General features: G+C 71.4%; 20 protein-coding genes. 14 read left to right on the forward strand and 6 right to left on the reverse strand.

Annotation, left to right across the window (positions count from 1 at the left end; all coding sequences use genetic code 11):
* Positions 1–85 precede the first annotated feature (85 nt).
* The 4 genes from pheS to OHA88_RS35740 all read left to right on the forward strand — a co-directional run bounded on the left by pheS (position 86) and on the right by OHA88_RS35740 (position 6,188).
* Positions 86–1,225, forward strand: coding sequence for a phenylalanine--tRNA ligase subunit alpha (gene pheS / locus OHA88_RS35725; protein WP_267006122.1), 1,140 nt, complete (start codon positions 86–88; stop codon positions 1,223–1,225).
* Positions 1,225–3,738, forward strand: coding sequence for a phenylalanine--tRNA ligase subunit beta (pheT, locus tag OHA88_RS35730; protein ID WP_328628545.1), 2,514 nt, complete (start codon positions 1,225–1,227; stop codon positions 3,736–3,738). Before pheS ends, pheT begins: the two co-directional genes overlap by 1 nt.
* Positions 3,739–4,251: 513 nt before the next feature.
* Positions 4,252–5,592, forward strand: coding sequence for a transcriptional regulator (locus OHA88_RS35735; RefSeq protein WP_328628546.1), 1,341 nt, complete (start codon positions 4,252–4,254; stop codon positions 5,590–5,592).
* 65 nt (positions 5,593–5,657) lie between these two features.
* Positions 5,658–6,188 carry an NUDIX hydrolase gene (locus tag OHA88_RS35740; protein WP_326602612.1) on the forward strand — a complete coding sequence of 177 codons (531 nt, stop codon included), beginning with the start codon at positions 5,658–5,660 and terminating at the stop codon, positions 6,186–6,188.
* Between the two features lie 101 nt (positions 6,189–6,289).
* Here OHA88_RS35740 and OHA88_RS35745 read toward each other — a convergent pair whose 3' ends face one another.
* Complete coding sequence (locus OHA88_RS35745) at positions 6,290–7,150, reverse strand: 3-hydroxybutyryl-CoA dehydrogenase (protein ID WP_267006126.1); 861 nt, start codon at positions 7,148–7,150, stop codon at positions 6,290–6,292.
* A 190-nt stretch (positions 7,151–7,340) separates the two neighbouring features.
* Here OHA88_RS35745 and OHA88_RS35750 point away from each other — a divergent pair, with 190 nt between their 5' ends.
* The gene (locus tag OHA88_RS35750; protein ID WP_425896190.1) at positions 7,341–8,636 is read left to right on the forward strand and encodes a glycoside hydrolase family 10 protein; all 1,296 of its coding nucleotides are present in this window, start codon (positions 7,341–7,343) and stop codon (positions 8,634–8,636) included.
* Positions 8,637–8,691: 55 nt separating this feature from the next.
* Here the strand turns inward: OHA88_RS35750 and OHA88_RS35755 are convergent, their stop codons facing one another.
* A complete protein-coding gene (locus OHA88_RS35755) occupies positions 8,692–8,904 on the reverse strand; it encodes a DUF1918 domain-containing protein (protein ID WP_267006128.1) in 213 nt (70 codons plus the stop codon).
* Between the two features lie 74 nt (positions 8,905–8,978).
* The gene (locus OHA88_RS35760) at positions 8,979–9,896 is read right to left on the reverse strand and encodes a DMT family transporter (RefSeq protein WP_328628547.1); all 918 of its coding nucleotides are present in this window, start codon (positions 9,894–9,896) and stop codon (positions 8,979–8,981) included.
* Between OHA88_RS35760 and OHA88_RS35765 the strand changes: the two genes are divergently transcribed.
* The 4 genes from OHA88_RS35765 to OHA88_RS35780 all read left to right on the forward strand — a co-directional run bounded on the left by OHA88_RS35765 (position 9,895) and on the right by OHA88_RS35780 (position 13,703).
* Positions 9,895–11,376 carry an aminotransferase-like domain-containing protein gene (locus OHA88_RS35765; RefSeq protein WP_328628548.1) on the forward strand — a complete coding sequence of 494 codons (1,482 nt, stop codon included), beginning with the start codon at positions 9,895–9,897 and terminating at the stop codon, positions 11,374–11,376. The two genes, OHA88_RS35760 and OHA88_RS35765, sit on opposite strands and share 2 nt — an antisense overlap.
* On the forward strand, positions 11,369–11,815 hold the full coding sequence (locus tag OHA88_RS35770) for a GNAT family N-acetyltransferase (RefSeq protein ID WP_328628549.1): 447 nt from the start codon (positions 11,369–11,371) through the stop codon (positions 11,813–11,815). The genes OHA88_RS35765 and OHA88_RS35770 overlap by 8 nt, the downstream gene beginning before the upstream one ends.
* 48 nt (positions 11,816–11,863) lie before the next feature.
* Entirely contained in the window at positions 11,864–12,439 is a 576-nt protein-coding gene (locus OHA88_RS35775) for a histidine phosphatase family protein (RefSeq protein ID WP_326602607.1), read from the forward strand.
* A 112-nt stretch (positions 12,440–12,551) separates the two neighbouring features.
* On the forward strand, positions 12,552–13,703 hold the full coding sequence (locus tag OHA88_RS35780; RefSeq protein WP_328628550.1) for a serine hydrolase domain-containing protein: 1,152 nt from the start codon (positions 12,552–12,554) through the stop codon (positions 13,701–13,703).
* 136 nt (positions 13,704–13,839) lie between these two features.
* On the opposite strand, the gene OHA88_RS35785 is transcribed toward OHA88_RS35780, so the two are convergent.
* The 3 genes from OHA88_RS35785 to OHA88_RS35795 form a co-directional block, all read right to left on the reverse strand.
* Entirely contained in the window at positions 13,840–14,031 is a 192-nt protein-coding gene (locus tag OHA88_RS35785; protein WP_328628551.1) for a DUF1059 domain-containing protein, read from the reverse strand.
* Positions 14,032–14,080: 49 nt separating this feature from the next.
* On the reverse strand, positions 14,081–14,824 hold the full coding sequence (locus OHA88_RS35790; RefSeq protein WP_328628552.1) for a Clp protease N-terminal domain-containing protein: 744 nt from the start codon (positions 14,822–14,824) through the stop codon (positions 14,081–14,083).
* Positions 14,825–15,047: 223 nt separating this feature from the next.
* Positions 15,048–15,545 carry a peptidylprolyl isomerase gene (locus OHA88_RS35795; protein WP_328628553.1) on the reverse strand — a complete coding sequence of 166 codons (498 nt, stop codon included), beginning with the start codon at positions 15,543–15,545 and terminating at the stop codon, positions 15,048–15,050.
* A gap of 314 nt (positions 15,546–15,859) precedes the next feature.
* On the opposite strand from OHA88_RS35795, the gene OHA88_RS35800 reads away from it, so the two are divergent.
* The 5 genes from OHA88_RS35800 to OHA88_RS35820 all read left to right on the forward strand — a co-directional run bounded on the left by OHA88_RS35800 (position 15,860) and on the right by OHA88_RS35820 (position 21,553).
* On the forward strand, positions 15,860–16,942 hold the full coding sequence (locus tag OHA88_RS35800) for a hypothetical protein (RefSeq protein WP_328628554.1): 1,083 nt from the start codon (positions 15,860–15,862) through the stop codon (positions 16,940–16,942).
* Positions 16,943–17,248: 306 nt separating this feature from the next.
* A complete protein-coding gene (gene argC, locus OHA88_RS35805; protein WP_328628555.1) occupies positions 17,249–18,277 on the forward strand; it encodes an N-acetyl-gamma-glutamyl-phosphate reductase in 1,029 nt (342 codons plus the stop codon).
* Complete coding sequence (gene argJ, locus OHA88_RS35810; RefSeq protein ID WP_328628556.1) at positions 18,274–19,428, forward strand: bifunctional glutamate N-acetyltransferase/amino-acid acetyltransferase ArgJ; 1,155 nt, start codon at positions 18,274–18,276, stop codon at positions 19,426–19,428. The genes argC and argJ overlap by 4 nt, the downstream gene beginning before the upstream one ends.
* On the forward strand, positions 19,425–20,345 hold the full coding sequence (gene argB, locus OHA88_RS35815; RefSeq protein WP_328628557.1) for an acetylglutamate kinase: 921 nt from the start codon (positions 19,425–19,427) through the stop codon (positions 20,343–20,345). The genes argJ and argB overlap by 4 nt, the downstream gene beginning before the upstream one ends.
* Positions 20,342–21,553 carry an acetylornithine transaminase gene (locus tag OHA88_RS35820; RefSeq protein ID WP_328628558.1) on the forward strand — a complete coding sequence of 404 codons (1,212 nt, stop codon included), beginning with the start codon at positions 20,342–20,344 and terminating at the stop codon, positions 21,551–21,553. Before argB ends, OHA88_RS35820 begins: the two co-directional genes overlap by 4 nt.
* Positions 21,554–21,558 lie beyond the last annotated feature (5 nt).

Here is a 21,558-nt window from a genome sequence, read left to right on the forward strand (position 1 = left end):
TCCTCCAGTCGTCGAGCGAGGCCACGGGGGTCCGGGGGTATCCCCCGGTAAGAGCAGTATCAGCCAATCGGAAGCACGGGAAGAGATGTCGGCACCGAACAAGTCGTACGACCCAGTCGAGGTCGAGGCACTGAAACCGGAAGAGATCGAGCGCATGCGGGACGAGGCGTTCGCCGCCTTCGCCGCCGCGGGTGACCTCGACGCGCTCGCCCAGGCGAAGACCGCGCACACCGGTGGAACCTCGCCCCTGTCGCTCGCCAACCGGGAGATCGGCGCCCTGCCGCCGCAGGCCAAGGCCGAGGCGGGCAAGCGCGTGGGCCAGGCCCGCGGCGCCGTGAGCAAGGCCCTCGCCGGCCGTCAGGCGGAGCTGGAGGCCGAGCGGGACGCCCGTGTGCTGGTCGAGGAGGCGGTGGACGTCACGCTGCCGTACGACCGCACCCCGGCCGGCGCCCGCCACCCGCTGACGACCATCATGGAGCGTGTCGCGGACGTCTTCGTGGCCATGGGCTACGAGGTCGCCGAAGGCCCCGAGGTCGAGGCGGAGTGGTTCAACTTCGACGCGCTGAACTTCGTGCCCGACCACCCGGCCCGGCAGATGCAGGACACCTTCTTCGTCCAGGGCACCACGCCCGACGGGAAGCCGACCACGGGCGACGAGTCCGGCATCGTGCTGCGTACGCACACCTCGCCGGTCCAGGCCCGCACCCTGCTCGACCGTGAGCCGCCCGTCTACGTCGTCTGCCCCGGGCGGGTCTACCGCACCGACGAGCTCGACGCGACGCACACCCCGGTCTTCCACCAGATCGAGCTGCTGGCCGTCGACGAGGGCCTCACCATGGCGGACCTCAAGGGCACCCTCGACCACATGGTCCAGGCGCTCTTCGGCCCGGAGATGAAGACCCGGCTGCGGCCGAACTTCTTCCCGTTCACCGAGCCGTCGGCCGAGATGGACATGGTCTGCTACGTCTGCCGCGGCACGTCCGTCGGCAACCCGGACCGCCCCTGCCGCACCTGCGGCAGCGAGGGCTGGATCGAGCTCGGCGGCTGCGGCATGGTCAACCCCAAGGTGCTCATCGCCTGCGGCGTCGACCCCCAGAAGTACAGCGGATTCGCCTTCGGGTTCGGCATCGAACGGATGCTGATGTTCCGCCACAACGTCGAAGACATGCGAGACATGGTCGAGGGTGACGTCCGGTTCACCCGGCCGTTCGGGATGGAGATCTGATGCGCGTCCCGCTTTCCTGGCTGCGGGAGTACGTCGACCTGCCGGCGACCGAGACCGGCCGTGACGTACAGGCCAAGCTCGTCGCCGTCGGTCTGGAGGTCGAGACCGTCGAGCACATCGGCGCCGGCCTCAAGGGCCCCCTGGTCGTCGGACAGGTACTGACCATCGAGGAGCTGGAGGGCTTCAAGAAGCCCATCCGCTTCTGCACCGTCGACGTCGGCAACGCCAACGGCACCGGTGAGCCGCAGGAGATCGTCTGCGGAGCCCGTAACTTCGCCGTCGGCGACAAGGTCGTCGTGGTCCTCCCGGGCGCCGTGCTGCCCGGCGACTTCGCGATCGCCGCACGCAAGACGTACGGCCGGACCTCGCACGGCATGATCTGTTCCACCGACGAGCTCGGTATGGGCGACGACGGCACGCACGGCATCATCGTGCTGGCGCCGGAGCACGAGGTCGGCACCGACGCGATCGAGCTGCTCCAGCTCGTCGACGAGGTCCTCGACATCGCCGTGACCCCCGACCGCGGCTACTGCCTCTCCATGCGTGGTGTGGCCCGCGAGACCGCCACCGCGTACGGGCTGCCGCTGCGCGACCCGGCGCTCCTCGACGTGCCCGCGCCGAACGCGTTCGGCTACCCGGTGAAGGTGGCCGACCCGATCGGCTGCGACCGGTTCACCGCGCGTACCGTCGTCGGCCTGGATCCCGAGGCGCGTTCCCCGATCTGGATGCAGCGTCGGCTGCAGAAGGCCGGGATGCGTCCGATCTCGCTCACCGTCGACATCACCAACTACGTGATGCTGGAGCTCGGCCAGCCGCTGCACGCCTACGACCGCACCCGGATCGACGGGCCGATCGGGGTGCGCCGCGCCCAGCAGGGCGAGAAGCTCACCACGCTCGACGGCACGGTCCGCGTCCTGGACGCCGAGGACCTGGTCATCACCGACAACCGTGGGCCGATCGGTCTCGCGGGTGTCATGGGCGGCGCCAACACGGAGATCGCCGACGCCCAGAACGGTGAGCACACCAGCACCGAGGTCGTCATCGAGGCCGCGCACTTCGACGCGATCTCGATCGCCCGGACCGCGCGCCGTCACAAGCTGTCCTCCGAGGCGTCCAAGCGCTTCGAGCGCGGCGCGGACCCGGAGGCCGCGGCCGCCGCCGCGCAGCGCACCGTCGACCTCCTGGTGCTCCTCGCGGGCGGTACCGCCGAGGCCGGTGTCACCGAGGTCACCGCCCCGTCCGCGCCCCGCACCATCGCGATGCCCGCGGACCACCCCGACCGGGTGGCCGGTGTCGGGTACGGCCGCGAGACCGTCGTACGCCGCCTCCAGCAGGTCGGCTGCGACGTCTACGGGCAGGACGAGCTCCTCGTCACGGTGCCGTCCTGGCGGCCCGACCTGAGCGAGCCGAACGACCTCGCCGAAGAGGTCATCCGGCTGGAGGGGTACGAGAACCTTCCGTCGACGCTGCCGAAGCCGCCGTCCGGGCGCGGGCTCACCGACCGCCAGCGGCTGCACCGCAGGGTCGGCCGGGCGCTCGCCGGAGCCGGCTACGTCGAGGCGCTGAACTACCCGTTCATCGGGGACGAAGTCCTCGACCAGCTCGGGTTCGACGCCGACGACGCCCGCCGCCGTACGGTCAAGCTCGTCAACCCGCTCTCCGACGAGGAGCCGGCGCTGCGCACCACGCTGCTGCCGGGCCTCCTCGGCGCACTGCGGCGCAACGACGGCCGCGGCAGCCACGACCTGGCACTCTTCGAGACCGGTCTCGTCTTCAGGCCGACGGGCGACGAGACCCAGGCCGTACGCCTGCCCGTCGAACACCGGCCCAGCGACGAGCAGATCGCCGATCTGAACGCCGCGCTGCCGCGGCAGCCGCGCCGTGCCGCGGTCGTCCTCGCGGGCGCCCGCGAGCAGGCCGGCTGGTGGGGCAAGGGCCGCCCGGTGGACTGGGCGGACTCCATCGAGGCCGCTCGTGCCATCGCCCGCGAGGCGGGTGTCGAACTCATCGTCCGGAACGACCAGCATGCGCCGTGGCACCCCGGCCGCTGCGCAGCACTGTTCGTCACGGCGAACGACGCGGAGGCCCTCGTCGGGCACGCCGGTGAGCTGCACCCGCGCGTCATCAAGGAGCTCCATCTGCCGGAGCGGACCTGCGCCATGGAGATCGACCTCGACCTCCTGGAACAGGCCGTCGACGGCGCGCTCCAGGCGCCGCGGATCTCCACCTTCCCGGTGGCGACCCAGGACGTCGCGCTGATCGTCGCGCAGGACGTGCCCGCCACCACGGTGGAGCAGGCGCTGCGTGCCGGCGCCGGTCAACTCCTCGAATCGCTGCGGCTGTTCGACGTCTTCACCGGTGAGCAGATCGGTGAGGGCAAGAAGTCGCTGGCGTACGCGCTGCGGTTCCGGGCGCCGGACCGCACGCTGACCGTCGACGAGGCCACGGCCGCCCGCGACGCGGCGGTCGCCCTGGCTGCCGAGCGGACCGGTGCGGTGCTGCGCGGAGCGTAGTAGGCGCACGGCGGCCGTCCAGCGGGTGCGCGCGCCCTCCGGGCGCGATCTCCCCATGGCCTTGACGGCATGGGAGCGAACCCTCGGCGGGCCTGCAGGCAGATGGTGAGGAGGGGGCGTATCCGGTGGCCGGATACGCCCCCTCCTCCTGTGCTCGCCGAACGGCGGGGGACCGCACGCGGGCCCCGTCCCGGCCCGGGGGAACCCGGTTCCGGTACGGCCCCGCAGCCACCCTCCGATCAGTGGGCAGTGGGTCGTGCGATCCGGCGCCGCCCGCGCTGCCACGGAGTGTCGGGCAGGTCGGCAGGGCGAACGGCGCGGGTGCGGGTCGTCGACTGTACGAGGGGGAGCAGACGACCCGGCCGCCTCTTGCGAGGCGACTGATTCAACCGATCAGCGCCCAGGCGCAACAGAGTGCGCAGCGGGACGGTTCGGGCATTCCGTTCACACCCCGTGTGAAACGTGCTCCACTGGGGCGACACGCCTCAAGGCGTGTCCGGCGGAGGAGGGGCAATGGAGCCCAACATTCTGCTCGAGGCCCTGATCGACGAGGCGGGCGTCTCCCGGGCGGGCCTCGCCGCGCACGTGAATCGGGCCGGGCGCGCCCGAGGGCTGTCCCTGCGGTACGAACACACCGCCGTGGCACGCTGGTTGAAGGGCCAGCGCCCGCGCGGTCAGGTGCCCGATCTGATCTGTGAGGTGCTCGGCGACCGGCTGCACCGGCCGGTTTCGCTCGACGACATCGGCATGGCGTGCCCCGGCGGCAGTGCACCCGGGCCGGCCTCCACGCTCACCGGGTTCGTCGAGCGGGCCACCGCGCTGTGGCGCTCCGACGAACAGCAGCGCCCGCACATCCTCGCCTCGGCGGCCGTCACCGGCACGACGGCGGTGATGCCGGTCTGGGAGTGGGAGAACCCACCGGAGGACACCGATGTCTCCCGTGCCGGTACGACCCGGGTCTCCCCGGCCGACATAGCGATGCTGCGTGCGGCCCGTTCCCACTACGAACTGATGTACCGCAGGGCCGGTGGCATCGCGACCCGTTCCCGCATCGTCGGCTTCCTCAACGCCGAGACCGCCCCGCTGCTGCGCGGCGGCTACAGCGATGCGCTGGGCCGTCGGCTGCACCGGGCGACCGGCGGGCTGGTGGCCGTCGCGGGCATCTGCGCCTACGACTCCGACGCGCACGGCCTTGCCCAGCGCTACTTCCACCAGGCGTTGCGGCTGGCCAAGGCGAGCGGGGACCGAGGGCTCGGCGGGTATGTGATCGCCCTGCTCGTCAACCAGTCGCTGTTCCTGGCGGAGTACCGGCAGTCCGTCGCGTTCGCGGAGGCGGCGCTGCGGGCCGCGGGCCGGGACATCACACCCGCGCTGGCCGCCGATCTGTACGCGATGCAGGCCAAGGCGTACGCCCATCTCGGCGACGGCCACAATGCCCTGGAGTGCATCCGGCGCGCCGAGTCGGAGGCGGGACGCATCCGTCCCGGGCACGAGCCCGACGAGACGGGGTACGTCGAGCCGGGCCTGGTCAATGTCCAGGTGGCCGAGGCGCTGCTCCGCCTCGGCGATCTGCCGGGGGCGCGGGAGCATGCGGCCGCGGCGGTACGGACCCCGGCGCACGACCGGGGCCGCGTGCACCGGCTGGCCATACTGACGCATATCGAGCTGCGGCAGGGGGAGGCGGACCGAGCAGCAGGCACGGCGGCCGAAATGGCGGAACGGGTCCGGGGGATGGAGTCGCAGCGGCTGCGGGACCGGCTGCGGGCGGTGCGCGAGGATCTGATCGCGAGCGGGTGCGCCGACGCGGAGCGGGCCGCCGAACTCATCGAAGGAGCGCTGCGCGTACCGCTCTGAACGTTCCCCTCCGGAGCTGTTCCTGCTGCGATGTTGCCACCAACATGTCGGAAGGTGGCAGAACTGTGCAGTGGACGAATCTGAACGAACAAACGGTGTATGAAAACCGCTGGTTCCGCGTCAACCTGGCGGACGTCGCGCTCCCCGACGGCCGGCACCTCGACCACTACCTCGTGCGGCTGCGCCCGGTCGCCGCGGCAACCGTCGTCAACGAGGCCAACGAGGTACTCCTGCTGTGGCGGCACCGGTTCATCACCGACAGCTGGGGGTGGGAACTGGCCGCGGGCGTCGTCGAGGACGGCGAGGACATCGCCGCCGCGGCCGCCCGGGAGATGGAGGAGGAGACCGGCTGGCGCCCCGGCCCGCTGCGGCCGCTGCTGACCGTGGAGCCGTCGAACGGCCTCACCGACGCCCGGCACCACCTCTACTGGGCCCAGGAGGCCAGCTGGACCGGACATCCGCAGGACGACTTCGAGTCGTCGCGGCGTGAGTGGATACCGCTCAAGCTGGTGCCCGACATGATCGCCCGGGGCGAGGTCCCGGCCGCCAACATGGTGGCCGGGCTGATGATGCTCCATCACTTACGGCTGGGGTGAGCCCGGACCACCGCCCGGACGGGACCCGGGCTCCGTGACAGTCACGCACGCGGGGCCGACCGGGGCATCCCCGGCCGGCCCCGCGCGGCCCCGACCAGCGGTCAGGAGTACGGGTAGAAGCCCGAGCCCGTCTTGCGGCCGAGCCGGCCCGCGTCCACCATGCGCAGGAGCAACGGGGGAGCGGCGTACAGCGGCTCCTTGAACTCGGCGTACATCGAGTCGGCGACCGAGGCCACGGTGTCCAGACCGATCAGGTCGGAGAGCTTCAGCGGGCCCATCGGGTGGGCGCAGCCGAGCTCCATGCCGTTGTCGATGTCCTCGCGGCTGGCGATGCCCGACTCGAACATCCGGATCGCGGAGAGCAGATACGGGATCAGCAGCGCGTTGACGACGAAGCCGGAGCGGTCCTGGGCGCGGATCGGGTGCTTGTCGAGCACGTCCTGCACCAGGGCTTCGGCGCGCGTGACCGTCTCGTCGGACGTGGTCAGCGCGGGGATCAGCTCGACGAGCTTCTGCACCGGGGCCGGGTTGAAGAAGTGGATGCCGATGACCTGGTCCGGGCGCGAGGTCGCGACGGCCAGCTTCACCAGCGGGATGGACGAGGTGTTGGAGGCCAAGATGGCGTCCCGCCGGGTCACCACCTGGTCGAGCACCTGGAAGATCTCGGTCTTGACCTGCTCGTTCTCCACGACGGCCTCGATGACGAGATCGCGGTCCGCGAACTCGCCGAGGTCGGTGGTGAAGCTGAGGCGACCGAGTGTCTCGTCGCGCTCCGCCTCCGTGATCTTGCCGCGTTCGGCGGCCTTGGAGAGGGAGTTGTGGAGCCGGGTGCGACCGATCTCCAGCGCCTCGCCGGTGGTCTCGGCCACCTTGACCTCGAGGCCGCTGCGGGCGCACACCTCCGCGATGCCTGCGCCCATCTGGCCACAGCCCACCACTCCGACGCGTGCAATGTCGGCCATAGAGTCCGTCACCTCGTGCCTTTCGCTGATCTCCGTTCGGCGGGCACCCGTCTGATTCCGGGCCCTGCCTCGACCCCCCGACGTTACTCCGCGACCTATGGACCATGACGGGCCGGGGCGGGCATGCTCAGCGTTGCGCCCGGATACCAGGGTGATGGATGAGGACACAGAGACGGCAGGTGGCAACGGAATGCGGCAAATCGCCCGAAGGGGCTTTGTGGCGGGTGCGGCCGGAGTGGTCGCGGGGGTAGTTGCAGGGACCGCGGGGGCGGGTGAGGCCGTCGCCGTACCGCAGACCGTTCCGAAGGCCCGGACAGGTGGGTCGCCCGGGCAGGAGACCCGCTCCCACTCCGTCGCCCGGCGTGAGCTGCGCGGTATGTGGGTCGCCACCGTCGCCAACATCGACTGGCCGTCGGCGCCCGGACTCACGGCGGCGGAGCAGCAGGCCGAGCTGATCGCCTACCTCGACGAGGCCGTCGACCGGCGGCTGAACGCCGTGATCCTCCAGGTCCGGCCGACCGCCGACGCGCTCTGGCCGTCACCCTACGAGCCGTGGGCGCAGTACCTCACCGGGGTACAGGGCCAGGACCCCGGCTGGGACCCGCTGGGCACGGCCGTGCGCGAGGCGCACCGGCGCGGCCTCGAACTGCACGCCTGGTTCAACCCGTACCGGGTCGCCAACCACACCGACCCCTCCCGGCTGATTCCCACCCACCCCGCACGGCTGCACCCCGACTGGGTCCTGCCGTACGGCGGGAAGCTCTACTACAACCCCGGACTGCCCGAGGTCCGCCGCTTCGTCCAGGACGCAATGCTCGACGCGGTCCGCCGCTACGACATCGACGCCGTCCACTGGGACGACTACTTCTACCCGTACCCGGTCGCCGGACAGGTCTTCGACGACGACGCCACGTATGCGAAATACGGTGCGGACTTCCCGGACAAGGCCGCCTGGCGCCGCGACAACACCGACAAGCTGGTGCGTGAGACCGCCGAGCGGATCAAGAAGATCAAGAAGAACGTCCAGTTCGGGATCAGCCCGTTCGGAGTCTGGCGCAACGCCGCGACCGACCCGCTCGGCTCGGACACCAAGGCAGGTGTGCAGACCTACGACAATCTGCACGCGGACACCCGCGGCTGGGTGAAGAAGGGCTGGATCGACTACATCTGCCCGCAGATCTACTGGAACATCGGCTTCGCCGCCGCCGACTACGCCAAGCTGCTGCCCTGGTGGGACGAGGTCGTACGGGGCACGGGCGTCGATCTCTTCGTCGGCGAGGCGCTCTACAAGGCCGGCGACCCGGCCCAGCCCGCGGCCTGGCAGGACCCGGCCGAACTCTCCCGCCATCTCGACTTCGCCGCCGACTACGACCAGGTCCGCGGCCACGTCTACTTCTCGGGGAAGGACGTCGTGACCGACCGGATCGGCACGATGGCGCAGGTCGTCGCCGACCACTATCGCCAGAGGGTGCGCCCTCCTCGCTGACCCGAGGGGAGCGCACCTCGCTGTGGTGCGGTCGGGGATGGTCCGCCCGGGGCCCCTAGAGGGTCTCCGGGCCCCGGCGTCGGACCACGGTGTGCTGGACGACGGTGTCAGGACCTGGCGAAACCAGGTGTTCGTGTCCGTCGTCGGCGCGGACGCGGTACGGGGGAGCGCCCCCGTCACCGAGCACTTCGACGATCTCTGCGACCTTGTCAGGCTGGCCCACGGTCCTGCCGTGCGTCAGCAGCCGGTCGCCCGGGTGTGCCTCCATCGGGAGTGACCTCCTCACGGGTGGCGGTCCTTGTCGACAAGTCTATGACCGGACGCCCGTGCGCACCGGACGGACTACCGCCTGGCCCCCGACCGCTGGGTGGCCGCGATGCAGACGAGCACGGCCACCGCCGCCACCGGCGCGGCCGCCGAGACCTCCTCGCCGAGCAGCAGGAACGACCACACCAGGGTCAGCAGCGGCTGCGCGAGCTGAAGCTGACTGGCCCGCGGAACACCGATCGCCGCCATGCCGCGGTACCAGACGTACAGGCCGACGAAGGCCGAACCCACCGCCACCCACACCAGGCCGATGACCCCGTGTGCGGTCAGCCGCACAGGCTCGAAGGAGAGCGCGACCGCCGCGCCCGCCACCATCAGCGGCGCCGCGAGGACCAGCGCCCAGCCGATCACCTGCCACCCCGGCATGACCCCCGCCAGCCTGCCGCCCTCCGTGTACCCCGCCGCGCAGACCAGCAGCGCGCCGAACAGATACAGATCGCCCGCGGACAGCGCGCCGCCGCTCTGCTGCACGGTGAAGGCAATGACCACGGCCGCCCCGGCCAGCGCCGCGATCCAGAACGTACGCGGCGGGCGCGTCCCGGTCCGCAGCGACGAGAGCACCGCCGTGGTCAGCGGCAGCAGCCCCACGACGACCGCCGCGTGCGACGAGGTGGAGGTCTGCAGGGCCAGCGTCGTCAGCAGCGGGAAGCCGATCACCACACCGCCCGCGACGACCGCGAGCCCGCTCCAGTGGCGCCGGTCCGGTACCGGGACCCGTCCCGCGAGCAGCACCCCGCCCGCGATCAGCGCGGCGAGCAGGCTGCGCAGGGTCACCAGCGACCAGGGGCCGAAGCTCTCCAGTCCCCAGACGGTGGACGGAAACGTCAGCGAGAAGGCGACCACGCCGAGTCCGGCGAGAAGGGTGCCGCTCCTGCCCGCCGACGGGGCAACCGCTATCGAGGTGGTTCGGGTAGCGCTATCCTGTGCTGTCATGCAAGAGCGTAGCAGTGTCGCCGCACTGGCCACTTCCCTCCGGGATGAACTGAACCGCTACTCGCCCGGTGGGAAGCTGCCGTCGAGTCGGGTCCTCGTGGAGCGCTTCAGGGTCAGCCCCGTGACCGTCTCCCGGGCCATCGCGCAGCTCGCCGCCGAGGGGCTCGTCGTCACCCGCCCCGGCTCCGGCGCCTTCCGGGCGCAGCCCCGTACCGACGCGTCCCCGCCCGGCGACACCTCATGGCAGGAGATCTCCCTCAGCGGCGACGGCGGCCCCGAGGTCGTGCCGCGAACCGTCGACGCGTCCGGTGTCCTGGTCACACTCGTCGCACCGCCGCCCGGCGTCATCGAACTGAACGGCGGTTACCTCCACCCCTCGCTCCAGCCCGAGCGGGCACTCGCCGCCGCCCTCGCCCGGGCCGGCCGCCGCCCCGGCGCCTGGGGCCGCCCGCCCACCGACGGTCTCACCGAACTGCGCGCCTGGTTCGCCCGCGAGATCGGGCCCTCGCTCACCGCCGCCGACGTACTGATCACCGCGGGTGGCCAGAGCGCCCTGGCCACCGCGCTGCGCGCGCTCGCCCCGCCCGGAGCCCCCGTCCTGGTCGAATCACCCACCTACCCGGGCATGCTGGCGGCCGCCCGCGCCACCGGACTGCGGCCGGTCCCGGTACCGGTCGACGCCGACGGGGTGCGACCCGAGCTGCTCGCCGCAGCCTTCCGGGCCACCGGCGCCCGCGTCTTCGTCTGCCAGCCGCTCTTCCAGAACCCGACCGGTGCGGTCCTCGCCCCGGCCCGGCGCGGCGAGGTCGTCCGGATCGCCCGCGAGGCGGGGGCCTTCGTCATCGAGGACGACTTCGCCCGCCGGCTCGTCCATGACGACGCGGGTCCCTTGCCGGCGCCGCTGGCCGCCGACGACCCCGACGGCGTCGTCGTGCACGTCTGCTCCCTCACCAAGATCACCTCACCCAGCCTGCGGGTGGGTGCGCTGGCCGCCCGCGGACCGGTACTGGAACGGCTGCGCGCCCTCCAGGTCGTCGACAACTTCTTCGTCCCCCGCCCGCTCCAGGAAGCCGCACTGGAACTGGTCGGCTCCCCGGCCTGGGGTCACCATCTGCGGTCCGTATCGACGGAGCTGAAGAACCGGCGGACCGCCATGACGGTCGCGCTGCGACTGGAACTGCCCGACTTCTCGCTCCCGTACATCCCCTCGGGCGGCGGCAGTCTCTGGCTGCGGCTGCCGGACGCCGCAACCAGCGCGGACGAAGCGGCGCTCGTCTCGGCCGCGCTGCGCGCGGGCGTCGCGATCGCGCCGGGCCGCCCCTACTACTGCGCCGAACCTCCGTCCGCCCAGGTGCGGTTGAGCTTCGCCACGGTCGCCGGAGCGGGCGAGATCGCCGAGGGCGTGCGGCGGCTGCGCGCCGCCTGCGACAAACTCTTCGCCGCCCCCGGCACGCACCACCTATCCTCCGGACATGACTGACAGCCCCCAGCAGCGTTACGAGATCTCGTCCGATCCGGCCCGGCTGGACCCGGCCCGGATCCACCACTGGCTCTCCACCGACGCCTACTGGGCTCTCGGCCGTACCCGCGAGAAGCAGGACCTGGCCATCGCCGGATCGCTCAACTTCGGTGCGTACGACACCACTTCGGGGGAGCAGGTCGGCTACGCCCGGGTGGTGACGGACCATGCCACCTTCGCCTGGCTCTGCGATGTGTACGTCGAGCGGTCGGCCCGCGGTCACGGTCTCGGCACCCGGCTCGCCGCCGCCGTGCGCGACCATCTCGCCCCGACCGGCATCCGCAGGCTCACGCTCGCCACCGACGACGCCCACGGGGTCTACGAGAAGGTCGGCTTCAAGCCGCTGAGGAACCCCGAGAAGTGGATGTACCTCCGGCTCGACGTCGTCGGATCCGTCTGACAAGGCGCCCCCTTGACCTGGGCGGCGTTCCGCTCCACGATCTCCGCCATGAGTGTTCGAGTCTCGCTCGTCGCCGCGGCGCGCAGCTCCTCACTGCTCGCCGAGCGCTTCGACGACGACCGGCCGCTCGACCAGGCCGGCTGGCACGAGGTGCAGCTTGCCGCGCAGGCCCTGGTGCCTCTGGGCGCCGCCGAACTGCGCTACTGCTCACCGACGGCACGCAGCCGCGCCACCGGGGAGGCGCTCGGCTACGCCCCGATGGCCCAACCGGCCCTGCGCGACTGCGACATGGGCCGCTGGCGCGGCTTGACCCTCTCCGACGTGGCGGCCCGCGAACCGGCCGCGGTCGACGCCTGGCTCGCCGACCCGCGCTCGGCACCGCACGGCGGCGAACCCCTGCTCGCGTTCATCACACGGATAGGGGGCTGGCTGGACACCCGCCCCGCCTGCGAGGGTTCGATCGTCGCCGTCGCGGAGCCGGCCGTCGTCCGGGCCGCCCTCGTCTACGCGCTGGGGGCGCCGCCCTCGACATACTGGAACGTCGACGTCCGCCCGCTCTCCACCATCACGCTCACCGGACTGCCGGGCCGCTGGAGCCTGCGCCTCGAAGCGGGCCCCCGCTGACCCGATGAACCGTGCCCCGGCGGGTGCGCGACATCTTCCCGCCGGTCCGACCAGTCGGTATGTTGCTCATCGACCCTGCACCACCAGGCATGCCCAGGCGAGGGAGGCCACCGTGCCGCAGATCCATGGCCACTGCGACGACCGATTCTCAGGCGTGCGCGCCGCATTCGAAGCGAATTTCCGGGAGCGCGACGAACTCGGTGCGGCCGTCACGGTCCTGGTCGGCGGGGAACCCGTGGCCGACCTCTGGGGCGGCTGGGCCGACGAGGCCCGTACCCGTCCCTGGGAACGGGAGACCCTGGTCAACGTCTGGTCCACCAGCAAGGGCCCGACCGCGCTCTGCGCCCACATCCTCGCCGACCGGGGGCTGCTCGACTTCGACGCCCCCGTCGCCACGTACTGGCCGGAATTCGCCGCGGCCGGCAAGGAAGCCGTTCTCGTACGCCATCTGCTCTCGCACCGCTCGGGTGTGGCCGGGCTGCGCGAGCCGCACAGTCTGGCCGAGCTGTACGACTGGGAGGTGACCACCACCCGGCTGGCGGCGACCGAGCCCTGGTGGGAGCCCGGAACCCGATCGGGATACCACGCGCTCTCGTACGGCTTCCTGGTCGGTGAGGTCATCCGCCGGATCACCGGACTGCTGCCGGGCGAGTTTCTCCGGCAGGAGGTCACCGGACCGCTCGGCATCGACTTCACCATCGGCCTTCCGGAGAAGGAGGCGGACCGCGTCGCGGAGCTCGTCGTGCCGAAGTCCGCCGCGGGCGAGCAGGCGGCGCTGTTCGCCCGGATGGCGCCGGTGGCCGTCGCTTCGCTGCTCAACCCGCCCACCGGCGCGCCCGCGGCCAACACACCCGAGTGGCGGGCTGCCGAGATCCCCGCAGCCAACGGCCACGGCACCGCCCGCGCCGTCGCCGCGCTGTACGGGATCTTCGCCGGCCGGGGCCGGCTCGGCGACCGGCGGATCCTCTCCGAGGAGGCCGCCGAGCGCGCCCGCGAGGGTCAGGGCAGCTGTCGGGACCTGGTGCTCGGCATCGGCTTCGACCACGACACGGAGATCGCCCTCGGCCTGTGGCTGAGCGGCCCACAGGGTTCGTACGGCCCCAACCCGCGCGCCTTCGGCCACGACGGTGCGGGCGGCTCCTGCGGTCTCGCCGACCCGGAGGCGGGCGTCGCCCTGGGGTACGTCATGAACCGGATGGGCCCGCGCATCGCCGACGACCCGCGCAAGATGGCGCTGATCGAGGCGGTGTACGAGGCGCTGTGACGCGTCGGCCGGGCCGGTTCCCCGGCCCGGCCGTGAGGTCGGTTCACAGGTGTCGGGCAACCGCCCCTCGGCGTCGGCCACATGGAACTGTGCCGCAGCTCCAGTGCGTGTGTCCGTATCTGGTGCGGGGTGCGGTTCAGGCGAGCTGGGTGGGCTCGTCCCGCAGTCCGGCCCCGGTCTGCTCCCGGATTTCCTGGTCGTCCGCGTGACCGTGCACCGACACGGCCAGATCACTGGTGGCGCGGACCACTTCCTCCGGCTCACCGGAGAGGGTAAGGGTGCATTTCGTCTCGCTGGGGTACTCCCGGCAGTCGGTGACCTTCCGCATGAGGCACCTCCGTGCTCCCTTCCACTCTATTGCGGCCGTGCGTGGCGGGTCAGTCCTCCTGGCGCGCGCGGGCGACGGCGAGCGTGACGGCCTCGGCGATGCCGGTCTCCGCCGTCGCCTTGTCGATGCCCAGTCCGCTCAGCACGCCCGAGCCGTCCTCGTGCTCCAGCAGGGCGAGGAGGATGTGCTCCGTGCCCACGTAGTTGTGACCCATCCGCAGGGCCTCCCGGAACGTCAGCTCCAGCACCTTGCGGGCCCCGGCGTCGTACGGGATGAGCTCCGGGAGCTCGTCGGCCGCAGGTGGCAGCGCCTCGGTCGCGGCCTGGCGGACGGAGTCCGCCGCGATGCCCTGTGCCTTGATGAATGCCGCGGCGAGCCCGTCCGGCTCGCTGAGCAGCCCGAGTGTCAGATGCTCGGGCAGGATCTCGTCGTTGCCCGCGGCGCGGGCCTCGTTCTGTGCGGCCATCACGACGTTTCGCGCCCGCGGGGTGAACCGGCTGAACCCCTGACCGGGGTCGAGGTCCGACGGTTCGCCGGGGGCCTTGGCGACGAAGCGCTTCTGGGCCGCCTGCCGGGTGACCCCCATGCTCTTGCCGATCTCCGTCCAGGAGGCTCCGGAGCGCCGGGCCTGGTCGACGAAGTGGCCGATCAGATGGTCGGCCACGTCACCGAGGTGGTCGGCGGCGATGACCGCGTCCGAGAGCTGCTCGAGAGCGTCGGAGTGGACATTCTTGATGGCCTCGATGAGGTCGTCGAGCCGGACCGCGTTCGTCATGCGTACGGGATTCGTCATGCGTCAACCGTAGGTTGACAGCCATGCAGTGTCAACCTTCGGTTGACACTGCATGGAAGGGGGCGTGCGCAGACGCGCAGAGCGCGCCGGTCCGGCAGGTGGCCGGTCCGACGCGCTCGGGTGCGGTTCGCGCCAGGGGGGCGGTGTCGCGTCCGGAGGGGGCCAGGAGGAGTGGTCCGTCCCGGCCAGGCGCCTCAGGTGCGCCCGCGAGTCCCTCGTACGGTCAGAGAACGCCGCAGTCGGCGATGGTGACCTTCGCCCGGGTCTTGCCGCTCTGCGAGCCGTAGGTCTCGATCTTCTTGACCAGGTCCATGCTCTCCTGGCCGTCGACCTCGCCGAACACGACGTGCTTGCCGTCCAGCCACGACGTCACGATCGTGGTGATGAAGAACTGCGAGCCGTTGCTGTTCGGGCCCGCGTTCGCCATCGAGAGCAGGCCGGGCTTGCTGTGCGTGAGCTTGAAGTTCTCGTCGGCGAACTTCTCGCCGTAGATGCTCTTGCCGCCGCGGCCGTCGCCGCTGGTGAAGTCGCCGCCCTGGAGCATGAAGTCGGGGATGACCCGGTGGAAGGAGGAGCCCTTGTAGCCGAAGCCCTTCTCGCCGGTCGCCAGCGCGCGGAAGTTCTCCGCGGTCTTCGGGACCACGTCGTCGAACAGGTTGAACGTGATCCGCCCGGCGGGCTCGTCATTGATGGTGATGTCGAAAAAAACCTTGGTCGTCATGGTTCCATCCTGACATCCGGGCTGTCGGCCACCACCGCACGGGGTGGTCCGAGGGCCCGATCGCCCGGGGACGACCAGGTGGACCGGGAGTGGGACACCGCTGGGTGCGGGCGGCAGAATGAGCTGACGCTGAATCAGAAAAGGTTGCGCTGCACCCCTTTGCCCTCGCTCCGGATCACAGTCCACACTGATGTGTCGCGCACGGCCACCGCTCCCCCCTCGCGTATCCCACCGCGGACGCGGCCGGCGTGTGCACACCCAGCCCCGCGAGACGGTGCCCCACCCCGGCTCCACGTCACCGGTCAAGGACGCCCATGCGACGTTCCACCCTCATCACCCGGGCCCTCGGCAGCACCGCTCTGGTCTGCGCCGCCGTAGCCCTGTCCCTGGTCTTCGTGCGCTACGACGCGCCCGCCCCGCGCTGGGACATGGTCGGCGCACTCGGAGCGGCCGCCGTCACCGCTGGAGCCTGGGCGCTCGCCTGCCGTACGGCGCCGCCGCTCGGCGCCGCGCCGTCCGTCGCGGGAGAGCGGCCGCCGCTGCCGCACCGGCTCCCGCTGCCCGCCCGTGACGTGGGCCGGGCGACCGGAACCGTCCTTCTCGTCCTGACCCCGCTCGTCCTGACCCGGCTGGCCGCCGGTTCGGGTGGGGTGCTCTCAGGTTTGCTGATCATCCTGGTCTTCGTCGTGACGGTGAAAGCCCTCCTCTTCGCTCGCGGCAGGGCCCGCCAGGGCGTGGCGCGCAGCAAGTTCCGCGTACTGGCGGACGACGCCACGCGGGGCGAGCTCCACGCCGTACGTGTCCGGGTCGGCGAACCCGTCCGGATGCGCTACCTCCAGCGTGGCGGCAAGCCGGGCGAACTCGACGTCACCCAGTTCCACTGGCTCGTCCTCCAGGACGGCGAACGTGCGATCAGGCTCGGCGGCGACCCCGAGGAGGTGGGCCGGGCGGCCCTGCGCCTCGGCGGTCAGGAAGGCTGGCTCTGCTGGCCGCAGCGGTGGAAGCTGATCGAGGCGGAGCTGCCCGCGGCATTCGTCTCCGACGGCGGTGAGGTGCTCATGGGGCTCACGGATCCGGACGAGGCGCGCCCGTACCTGACCGAAACCCGCCCCCCGTCGTCCGACCGCGCGGTCCGGCGCCTGCCCCGCACCGCCAAGTTCGCCGCACCTGTGCACACCCGGATACTCGGCGGCGCCCTGCTCGCCGCCCTGCTCATCGCCCCCGTCCTCTACATCGGCCCCGACCGGCTGCCGGCCCTGCTCGACTGGCTCCTGTGCGTCTCGGCGGCGGCGACCCTGGTCGTCCTCGCGCTGCGCGGTATGGGAGAGGCGACCCGGTCGCTGCCCGAAGGTCCGTCGTGGACGGTGGAGGAGGAGTCGGACCCGTCGATCGCGTGACGCCGGTGGGGTGCGACCGAGCGCCGCACCCGGACCTGCGCGGCCGAGTGCGGCGCTCGGTTTCCGCAACGCCACACCCCGCAGGTCTTCGGTTCGTCCTCGGCCGGCCGGCGCAGGCGCGGCGGCCTGTGCCTCGGGCGGGCTGCCGGCACCGGGTACGACCCGGCGGAACTGCAGAGGTGCGCCGTCCGTGCCGGAAGGGCCGACCGGCACCGTCGGATTCGGCGGCGCGGCCCGTTCTTCGTCAGGCCTTTGCATAAAACTGCAGCGATGCGTATAGTCATGCCATCGACGAGGAGGATTTCGATGCCGGTACGTGCAGCGGTAGCAGGAGCAAGCGGATACGCCGGCGGGGAGCTGCTCCGTCTGCTGCTGGTTCATCCCGACGTCGAGATCGGTGCCCTCACCGGCAACACCAACGCGGGGCAGAAACTCGGCGCCCTGCAGCCACATCTGCGCCCGCTCGCCGACCGGGTGCTGCAGCCGACCACCGCCGAGGTCCTCGCCGGACACGACGTCGTCTTTCTCGCCCTGCCGCACGGTCAGTCCGCGGCCGTCGCGCAGCAGCTCGGTGACGAGGTGCTCGTCGTCGACATGGGCGCCGACTTCCGGCTGACGGACGCCGCCGACTGGGAGAAGTTCTACGGGTCGCCGCACGCCGGGACCTGGCCCTACGGTCTGCCCGAACTGCCCGGTGCCCGCGCCGCGCTGGCCGGGGCCAAGCGGATCGCGGTGCCCGGCTGCTACCCGACGGCCGTCTCCCTCGCGCTCTTCCCGGCGTACGCGGCCCAGCTCGCCGAGCCCGAGGCCGTGATCGTCGCCGCGTCCGGTACCTCCGGAGCGGGCAAGGCGGCCAAGCCGCATCTGCTCGGTTCCGAGGTGATGGGCAACATGTCCCCGTACGGCGTCGGCGGCGTCCACCGGCACACCCCGGAGATGGTCCAGAACCTCAGCGCCGCAGCCGGTGAGCCGGTCACGGTCTCCTTCACGCCGACCCTCGCGCCGATGCCCCGCGGCATCCTCGCCACGTGCAGCGCAAAGGCGAAGCCGGGTGTGAGTGCCGAGTCGGTTCGTACCGCGTACGAGAAGGCGTTCGCCGAGGAACCGTTCGTCGATCTGCTCCCCGAGGGGGAGTGGCCCGCCACAGCGTCCGTCTACGGTTCCAACGCCGTACAGATCCAGGTCGCCCACGACGAGGCGGCAGGCCGGATCATCGTCATCAGCGCCATCGACAACCTTGCCAAGGGAACCGCCGGCGGCGCTCTGCAGAGCATGAACATCGCCCTCGGACTTCCCGAGGACACTGGTCTTTCCACGATCGGAGTGGCACCGTGAGCGTCACGGCAGCACAGGGGTTCTCGGCGGCGGGTATCGCCGCGGGGATCAAGGAGAGCGGCAACCCGGATCTGGCCCTCGTGGTCAACAACGGGCCGCGCCGCGCCGCCGCGGGAGTTTTCACCTCCAACCGCGTGAAGGCCGCCCCCGTCCTCTGGTCGGAGCAGGTCCTCAAGGGCGGCGAAGTGACCGCCGTCGTTCTCAACTCCGGTGGAGCCAACGCCTGTACGGGTCCGCAGGGCTTCCAGGACACCCACGCCACCGCCGAGAAGGCCGCCGAGGTCCTGGTCGGCCACAGCGCCGGTGAGATCGCCGTCGCCTCGACCGGGCTGATCGGCACGCTGCTTCCGATGGACAAGCTGCTGCCCGGCATCGAGACCGCCGCCGCGGCGCTGAGCGAGCACGGCGGCGAGAAGGCCGCCATCGCGATCAAGACCACGGACACCGTCCACAAGACGGCCGTCGCGGGCGGCAAGGGCTGGACCGTCGGCGGGATGGCCAAGGGCGCGGGCATGCTCGCGCCGGGACTTGCCACCATGCTGGTCGTCCTCACCACCGACGCCGATGTGGACGCGGCCGGTCTCGACTCCGCGCTCCGCGCCGCCACCCGCACCACCTTCGACCGGGTCGACTCCGACGGCTGCATGTCGACCAACGACACCGTGCTGCTGCTGGCCTCCGGTGCGAGCGGTATCACCCCGGAACAGGGCGAGTTCGCGGAGGCCGTACGGACCGTCTGCGCCGACCTGGCCCGGCAGCTGATCGGTGACGCCGAGGGTGCCTCGAAGGACATCCGGATCGAGGTCATCAACGCCGCGACCGAGGACGACGCCGTCGAGGTGGGCCGCTCCATCGCGCGTAACAACCTCCTCAAGTGCGCCATCCACGGCGAGGACCCCAACTGGGGCCGGGTCCTCTCCGCGATCGGCACGACGAAGGCGGCCTTCGAGCCCGACCAGTTGAATGTCGCCATCAACGGCGTCTGGGTCTGCAAGAACGGCGGCGTCGGCGAGGACCGCGACCTCGTCGACATGCGCTACCGGGAAGTCGAGATCACCGCCGACCTGGCCGCCGGATCCGAGTCCGCAGTCATCTGGGCCAACGACCTCACCGCGGACTACGTCCACGAGAACAGCGCGTACAGCTCATGAGTGCGGCGCGGAAACACACCGCACTCCCGAAGGCGGAGATCCTCATCGAGGCCCTGCCCTGGCTGACCCGGCACAACGGCAAGACCGTCGTCATCAAGTTCGGCGGCAACGCCATGATCGACGAGGAGCTGAAGGCGGCCTTCGCCCAGGACGTCGTCTTCCTGCGGCAGGCCGGCCTCAAGCCCGTTGTCGTGCACGGCGGTGGCCCGCAGATCAGTGCCCAGCTCGACAAGCAGGGCCTGGTCAGCGAGTTCAAGGCCGGGCTGCGCGTCACCACGCCCGAGGCCATGGACGTCGTACGGATGGTGCTGGCCGGACAGGTCCAGCGCGAGCTCGTCGGCCTGCTCAACCAGCACGGCCCGCTCGCCGTCGGCATGACCGGCGAGGACGCCCACACCATCACCGCCACCCGGCACCGCCCCACCATCGACGGTGAACTCGTCGACATCGGCCGGGTCGGCGAGATCACCGCGATCGACACCGGGGCCATCCAGGCGCTGCTCGACGACGGCCGGATCCCGGTCGTCTCCTCCATCGCGCGCTCCGCCGACGACAACCACGTCTACAACGTCAACGCCGACACCGCGGCCGCCGCACTCGCCGCCGCGCTGAACGCCGAGACGCTGATGGTCCTCACCGACGTCGAGGGCCTCTACGAGGACTGGCCCAACAGCGACGACGTGATCAGCAGGCTCACCGCGACCGAGCTGGAGAAGCTGCTGCCGGAGCTGTCCAGCGGCATGGTCCCGAAGATGCAGGGCTGCCTGTACGCCGTACGCAACGGCGTCGAGACCGCCCGTGTCATCGACGGCCGGGTCCAGCACTCGATCCTGCTGGAAATCTTCACCGACGAAGGCATCGGCACGATGGTCGTGCCCGACGCGGCCGACGTACCCGACGCACAGGGGGAAGCATGACCAACGCCGAGCTTTCGCAGCGCTGGCAGGGCTCGCTCATGGACAACTACGGCACCCCGCAGCTCTCCCTGGTGCGCGGCGACGGCGCCCGTGTGTGGGACGCCGACGGCACCGAGTACCTCGACTTCGTCGGCGGCATCGCGGTGAACGCGCTGGGCCACGCCCACCCCGCGGTCGTCGAGGCCGTCTCCACCCAGATCGCCTCGCTGGGCCATGTCTCCAACCTCTTCATCGCCGAACCTCCCGTCGCGCTCGCCGAACGGCTCCTGCAGCTCTTCGGCCGGACCGGCCGCGTCTACTTCTCCAACTCGGGCGCCGAGGCCAACGAGGCGGCCTTCAAGATCGGCCGGCTCACCGGGCGGACCCATATGGTCGCCACCGGCGGCGGCTTCCACGGCCGGACGATGGGCGCGCTCGCCCTCACCGGCCAGCCGAAGAAGCGGGAGCCCTTCCTTCCGCTGCCCGGTGACGTCACACATGTGCCGTACGGCGATGCCGACGCCCTCCGGGCCGCGGTGACCACCGACACCGCGCTGGTGATCATCGAGCCCATCCAGGGCGAGAACGGCGTGGTCGTCCCGCCCAAGGGCTATCTGGAGGCCGCCCGGGAGATCACCCGGGCCACCGGCACCCTGCTCGTCCTCGACGAGGTGCAGACCGGTATCGGCCGGTGCGGCCAGTGGTTCGAGCACCAGGCCCACCAGGGCGTCGAGCCCGACATCGTCACCCTCGCCAAGGGGCTCGGCGGCGGCCTGCCGATCGGCGCCACCGTCGCCTTCGGCGCGACGGCCGACCTGCTCAAGCCCGGCCAGCACGGCACGACGTTCGGCGGCAACCCGATCGCCTGCGCCGCCGGTCTCGCCGTTCTGGACACGCTCGCCGCCGACGGCGCCCTGGACCGGGTGAAGCGGCTCGGCGAGAGGATCCGGGACGGTGTCGAGGCCCTGGGGCACCCATTGGTCTCCCACGTCCGTGGCTCCGGTCTGTTGCTGGGTATCGTGCTCACCGAGCCCCTTGCGCCGCAGGTGCAACAGGCGGCTCAGGGAGCCGGACTCCTGGTGAACGTGCCCGCCCCCGATGTCGTACGGCTCATGCCGCCGCTGATCATCGGTGACGCAGAGGTGGACGCGTTCCTGGCGGCACTGCCCGGCGCTCTCGAAGCGGCACACGGGGACGGACAATCCGGAGAGAAGCGCTCCGGAGAATGAGGCGA

Source organism: Streptomyces sp. NBC_00353, assembly GCF_036108815.1.
GTDB lineage: Bacteria > Actinomycetota > Actinomycetes > Streptomycetales > Streptomycetaceae > Streptomyces.